The 5,834-nt window shown below is 62.0% G+C and carries 6 protein-coding genes; 4 read left to right on the top strand and 2 right to left on the bottom strand.

The genetic code is table 11. From position 1 onward, the window contains the following. Positions 1-115: 115 nt before the first annotated feature. Positions 116-334 carry a hypothetical protein gene (locus AC0L18_RS21325; protein ID WP_473494086.1) on the bottom strand — a complete coding sequence of 73 codons (219 nt, stop codon included), beginning with the start codon at positions 332-334 and terminating at the stop codon, positions 116-118. A gap of 22 nt (positions 335-356) precedes the next feature. Next, the gene (locus tag AC0L18_RS21320; protein ID WP_473494085.1) at positions 357-1,754 is read right to left on the bottom strand and encodes an ammonium transporter; all 1,398 of its coding nucleotides are present in this window, start codon (positions 1,752-1,754) and stop codon (positions 357-359) included. Positions 1,755-1,917: 163 nt separating this feature from the next. On the opposite strand from AC0L18_RS21320, the gene AC0L18_RS21315 reads away from it, so the two are divergent. From AC0L18_RS21315 to AC0L18_RS21300, 4 genes are read left to right on the top strand one after another with little or no spacing between them, the layout of a single operon-like run. Then, positions 1,918-3,051: an aminomethyl transferase family protein gene (locus AC0L18_RS21315; RefSeq protein ID WP_473494084.1), complete on the top strand. Its 1,134-nt coding sequence runs from the start codon at positions 1,918-1,920 to the stop codon at positions 3,049-3,051. A gap of 14 nt (positions 3,052-3,065) precedes the next feature. Then, positions 3,066-3,662: a dimethylamine monooxygenase subunit DmmA family protein gene (locus AC0L18_RS21310; RefSeq protein WP_473494083.1), complete on the top strand. Its 597-nt coding sequence runs from the start codon at positions 3,066-3,068 to the stop codon at positions 3,660-3,662. Further along, positions 3,659-4,624 (top strand): PDR/VanB family oxidoreductase, encoded by a 966-nt coding sequence (locus tag AC0L18_RS21305; protein ID WP_473494082.1) that lies wholly within the window; start codon positions 3,659-3,661, stop codon positions 4,622-4,624. The genes AC0L18_RS21310 and AC0L18_RS21305 overlap by 4 nt, the downstream gene beginning before the upstream one ends. Positions 4,625-4,633: 9 nt before the next feature. After that, entirely contained in the window at positions 4,634-5,674 is a 1,041-nt protein-coding gene (locus AC0L18_RS21300) for a heme-dependent oxidative N-demethylase family protein (RefSeq protein ID WP_473494087.1), read from the top strand. Positions 5,675-5,834 lie beyond the last annotated feature (160 nt).

Raw genomic sequence — 5,834 nt, 5'->3', positions numbered from 1 at the left:
CCCCTCCCCCTCTCCTCTTCTTTTTTTTATAACTTATTTATTTTTTTTATTATTTTCCACCCCCCCCCCCCCCCCCCCCCCCCCCCCCCCCCCCCCCCCCCCCCCCGGCGGTGACTTAACGGCGGTCGATCGCCTTTCTCGTCTCATCTCCCGTGCGATCCGCAGCCATATCGGCCTCGATCTCAGCGTTCTCGTGGCGCGTCTGAAGGACATGCCACCCGATCCAGAAGACGAGGCCGATGATGACCATCACGACTTCGGAACCCTGAAACGGGTAGATCGCGCCGACGTCCTTGAGGTCGACGGCCCAGCTTTCCATTCCATTGGTAGACATTGCGGTTCTCCTTGCCCGTTGACTATTTGATCATGGCTTTTTCGGCGGCTCCCACTTCGCGGACCGACGCCTCAAACGCATGGTTGAGGGCAAAGTCGACGCCCTCGAGTTCCACCTTCGCCGGTACGCGCAGGAGGTTCATGCTGTTGAGGATCTTGCAGACGACAAAGGTGGGGACGAAGCCGAGCACGAACATCAGCACCGCACCTGCGAAATTGCCGAGCGGGTTGATGTGCGCGAAGCCCTCATAGGGCGAGGACGGCTGTCCCCACAGCATGAAGCCCGCCACCACCACCCCGAGAAAGCCGCCATAACCGTGCACTGCAACGGCGCCGACCGCATCATCGATCTTGAAGCGGCGCTCGACGAAATAGTGCAGCTTGTAGCAGATGCTCGGGACGATCGCGCCGATCAGCATCGCCTGGATCGGGTGATAGAGGTCGTTGCCGGCAGACGCCGAGATGATGCCGCAAAGCCCCATAGAGAACGTCCAGAAGGGATCGCCTTTGGAGACGATGTAGCCGGCCAGCATACCGCCCGACAGCGACATCAGGAAGTTGAAGGTGATCGCCGAGAGCGTGGTCGGCGCGAGATAGATGTTGGTCGCCGTCCAGGTCTCGCCGGTGATCTGGCCGGCAATCGTGGCCGGGCTGATCAGCGGAATGTTGCACGCGGCGTAGAAGCCCCAGAAGCCGGTGAAGATCAGGAACAGCCCGATCGTGACCAACCAGACATTGTGGGGCGGGATGTCGCGCGCCGTGCCGTCGGGCCTGAACTTGCCGATGCGCGGACCAAGCACGATAAGAAAGGCGAGCGCCGCTCCGCCCGCGATTGCGTGCACCACCCCCGATGCATAGGCATCATGATAGCCCCAGAGCTTCACCATCCAGCCTTGCGGATGCCAGCCCCAGGACGCGTCGAGAATCCACAGGACCGAACCGACCAGCACCGCGACGATCCAGAACGCCCCCGAGCGAGCGCGTTCTATGATCGAACCCGAGACGATCGACGCCGTCGTGATGGAAAACAGCAGGAAGGCGCCCCAGAACACGCCGTTGAGGCGATGCCACAACGCGGCGTCGGTAGGCGTGACCCCCGTCTCGCCCGGATTGACGCCGGAGAGGTGGGTGCCCATCAGCGGATTCCATGCTTCGGCGAATGGTGCGGTGACAAGTCCGCCGGCGATGCCCGGCCCATTGGGGAAGCCGAAATAGATCCACCAGCCGAAAAAATAGAACGTGATCGTGACGAGCGGGATCGCCATCGCGTTCTTCATAAGCGTTTTCAGATGATTGCGCCGGCGCGACACGCCGACCTCGTACATGCAGAACCCGACATGGATCAGGAACATCATGACGATGGTCACCCAGTAATAGAATTCCGTGAAAATGGTCGTTAGAGCGTTGAGATTCCCATCCATTTCATGTCCCCTCCGTTCAGGTGCGTTCCTTGCCTCTGAGTAAAACTTTTTGCATCTTAGTATTGCGCGCTTTTGGAGTTTTGAGTCAATATGGCGCGGACCGTCGCATGGCAGTGCCCTGAAGCGGCGAAACGTCGGCCATCGTGTTGAGGAGAGCAAGTCCATGACCGCATCCTGGAGATTTTCGACCTTGGCGGATCGCCATCGTGCGCTCGGTTCGAAGCTCGAAGACTGGAGCGGGATGGGCACCGCCTGGACCTACGACAAGGACGCCGACGAGGAATACATCGCCATCCGAACCAAGGCCGGGCTGATGGACGTGTCGGGCCTGAAGAAGGTCCACATCACCGGGCCGCATGCTTCGCATCTGATCGACCTGGCGACGACGCGCGACGTGGAAAAGATCTATCCCGGCAAATCGGCCTATGCCTGCATGCTGAACGAGGCCGGCAAGTTCACCGACGACTGCATCCTCTACCGCACCGGCCCGAATGCCTGGATGGTCGTCCATGGTTCCGGCACCGGCCATGAGGAGCTGCAGCGGGCGGCCGTGGGCCGCGATGTCTCGCTGCGTTTCGATGACAATCTGCACGACCTCTCGCTGCAGGGACCGACATCAGTCGATTATCTGTCAAAGCATGTGCCGGGCATTCGCGACCTCAACTATTTCCACCACATGCAGACCCGGCTGTTCGGTTTTCCGGTGATGATCTCACGCACCGGCTACACCGGCGAACGCGGCTACGAGATCTTCTGCCGTGGCCAGGATGCCGGCACGATCTGGGACACCATCCTCGACGAGGGCAAGAGCGCCGGCATCATCTCGTGCCGGTTCACCACGCTCGATATGCTGCGCGTCGAGAGCTACCTCCTGTTCTACCCCTACGACAATTCGCAGAAATATCCGTTCGAGAACGAAGGCCCCGGCGACACGCTGTGGGAACTCGGCCTCGATTTTACCGTCAGCCCCGGCAAGACAGGGTTTCGCGGGGCCGAGGAGCACTACCGCCTCAAGGGCAAGGAACGCTTCAAGATCTTCGGCGTGCTGCTCGAAGGCAAGGAGCCGGCCGACGAGGGCGCACCGGTCTATCGTGACGGCAAAAGGGTCGGCGTGGTGACCTGCGCCATGTATTCGCCGCTGGTCAAGAAATCGATGGGCATTGCCCGGCTCGATGTCGACTGCGCCGTCCAGGGCACCAGGCTCGAGATCCGCAACAAGAGCGGCGCCATCAGCGCGACGGCTGAGCCGCTTCCCTTCGATGATCCGAAGAAGACCAAGCGCACGGCGAAAGGCTGAGGCATACTGGGAGAATGGCAGAGAAAAGCATCATCAGCCGGCCGGTCTACGGAACCCTGTCTCCGCAGCCCGGCAAGCACCATCTTTTCGTGGCCGATGCACGAGGCGCGCTGGCGATAACAGAGCTGGCCGCCAAGGCGCCCGACGGTTTTTTTGCTGATGCTCATATCATTTTCATCCCCGGCAACGAGGGCCAGCATGTCGCTGCGCTCGAAGCGCTGAATCCGGCTCAGCTCTACCAGGGACCTTCCTTCGCCAGCGCCCTGCCGCGGCTGAAGCAGACGCTGGCCAACGCGCATATGGGCCTGCGCCTCTATCTCACCGGCACCGAGGGGCTGATTGGCCAGGCGATGCAGGCGGCGCTCGAAGCCGGCATCGACCACACCGCGATCCAGACCGAGCACCGCGGCTCGCTGGCGCGCCGCATCCAATGCGTCCATTGCAAGGGGATAACCGAAAACGTGACGACGCAGCCGGCAACGTGTTCGCATTGTGGCCTGCTTCTTCTGGTACGCGATCACTATTCCAGGCGCCTCGCGGCATTCCAGGGCGTCTGCATCAATGCGGAAGACCGCAGCGAAATTCCTCCGACGGAGGAGATCTTTCGATGAGCACCGGCACCACCAAGCTTGACGTCGTGGTGAGCGATGTCGTCCCGGTCAACGAATTGGTCACGCGCTTCCATTTCCGCAGGCGCGACGGGCAGCTTTTGCCGACATTTTCCGGCGGCGCCCATGTTGTGGTGGAGATGCGCGACGGCGAGCGGACGAGGCTCAACCCCTATTCGCTGATGGGCTCGCCGCTCGACACGCGCGAGTACACCATCTCGGTGCGCCGCGACGACGTCGGCCGCGGCGGCTCGCTGTTCATGCACAGGCATGTCAGGCCCGGCATGGAGATGGTGATCAGCTACCCGGTCAATCTTTTTTCGCTCGATCTGCGCGCCAGGAAGCATCTGATGCTGGCAGGAGGCATCGGCATCACGCCGTTCATGGCGCAGACCGCGCAGCTGGCAGCGGAAGGCGGCAATTTCGAGCTGCATTACACCTGCCGCACCGCCTCACTCGGCACCTACGCCGATGTGCTCAGAGAGCGTTACGACCGCCGCGTCAGGCTCTATCACGACGATCGCGACGAGCGCATCGAGCTCGACCGGCTGCTGTCGTCGCAGCCGCTCGGCACGCATCTCTACGTCTGCGGCCCGTCGGGCATGATCGGCTGGGTGCGCGATCGCGCCGCTGCGCTCGGCTGGCCGGCGGAAACCGTGCATTTTGAGCATTTTGCCGCGCCGCAGCCCGGCGCCCCGTTCGAGGTGACGCTGGCGGTCAGCGGCAAGACCATCCGCGTCGGCGAGCAGCAGAGCCTGCTCGAGGCGATCGAGGGGGCCGGCGTCGATCCTCCCTATCTCTGCCGCGGCGGCGTCTGCGGCCAGTGCGAAACCAATGTCATCGCGCATGACGGCGAATTCATACACAACGACCACTGGCTGAGCGAAGAAGAGCACCGATCCTGCAAAAAGATCATGCCCTGCGTCTCGCGCTTCGAGGGCAAGTCGCTGGTTCTGGAAAGATAGGAGGCGAGCCTGGGCATCACCTTTCGTAACGAGACGTTCCGTAACGACTTCACCTTCAGGAACAGCCCGGAGCACATCAGGCGGTTTCCGTTCCCGTTCCACGAAGACAGCTACATGTATGCGGTCAACATCGAGCCGCACGTCGTCGGGCCGAAGGGCAGCGTGCTCGAAAACCTGATCGACGTCGACGAGCACTATGTCGCCGAGATGCAGGACCGCGCTTTGGTGCTGGCGGAGGATCCGCTGCGCTGCCAGTCGTTGCCGCACATGACGCTGGCCGGCTGGGACCTGCTCGAACTTCTGATGGAACAGCAGGCGCTGGGCTATCCCGAGCATTTCACGCTGACGCGTGACGGCGACAAATGGCGCTGGATCAACCGGCCGCTCGGCATCGACGACAGCTTCACCTTCGGCGATGTCTCGACGCTGCCTTACGGGCCGATGGAATACATCACGCGGCAGAGCCAGGGCGATTTCTGCATCCTCGACCAGCGCGACGGCAATCTGTGGATGGATGCCGGCATGGTCACCACCCAAGCAGACTGGTCGCTCGATTTCGACATCGGCATGAACTTCTTCGAATGGCACGCGCCGGTGCCGCTGGCGCATGAGAAGGGCGTATTCGTCCGGGCGCTAAAATTCCTCACCAACATCCAGCAGGGCAAGCCGGCGCGGCGGCTGAACTGGACGATGACCATCAATCCGCGCCTCGACACCAGTCCGGAAAATTATCATAAATGGGGTCCGGACCGGACGACGGTGACGCCCGAAAACGTCGGCGACAAGGTCCACCTGCGCGTTGAGCTGCAAAGCTTCTGGCGGCTGCCGCGCTCGAACGGCATCGTCTTCCCGATCCGCTGCTACCTGATCAAGATGGACGAGCTGGTGACGCAGCCGATATGGGCGCGGCGCCTGCATCGCGTCATTCGCGACCTGCCCGAAGAACTCGCCAATTACAAAGGCTTGTCGCGCTATCGCGCGACGCTGGTCGAGTGGCTGTCGAAGCTCGACGACGGCAGCCCGACGTCAGCCGGCTTCGGGCCTGATTGAGTTTTTGCCCGGGTTCCCCGTTGCGCTGCCTCTCAAGACATGGGTTCCTCGCCCCCGCGAAGCGGGGGAGAGGTGGCCGCGAATCGAGTTGTGTGCGTCAAGTTCTGCAAAAATGGCGTGGCATTCAGCGGTGACGTTGGCGTGTCCGCCGCGCAGCCCC

It is taken from the genome of Mesorhizobium sp. WSM4819 (assembly GCF_055811215.1).
Note: the sequence above shows the minus strand (reverse complement) of the source record. Positions and strands in the feature narration are given on the sequence as shown.

Excerpts from the sequence above, each read along its gene's own strand:
- AC0L18_RS21305 (WP_473494082.1), top strand. The coding sequence starts at position 3,659 with ATGAGCACCGGCACCACCAAGCTTGACGTCGTGGTGAGCGATGTCGTC.
- AC0L18_RS21320 (WP_473494085.1), bottom strand. The coding sequence starts at position 1,754 with ATGGATGGGAATCTCAACGCTCTAACGACCATTTTCACGGAATTCTAT.
- AC0L18_RS21310 (WP_473494083.1), top strand. The coding sequence starts at position 3,066 with ATGGCAGAGAAAAGCATCATCAGCCGGCCGGTCTACGGAACCCTGTCT.
- AC0L18_RS21315 (WP_473494084.1), top strand. The coding sequence starts at position 1,918 with ATGACCGCATCCTGGAGATTTTCGACCTTGGCGGATCGCCATCGTGCG.
- AC0L18_RS21325 (WP_473494086.1), bottom strand. The coding sequence starts at position 334 with ATGTCTACCAATGGAATGGAAAGCTGGGCCGTCGACCTCAAGGACGTC.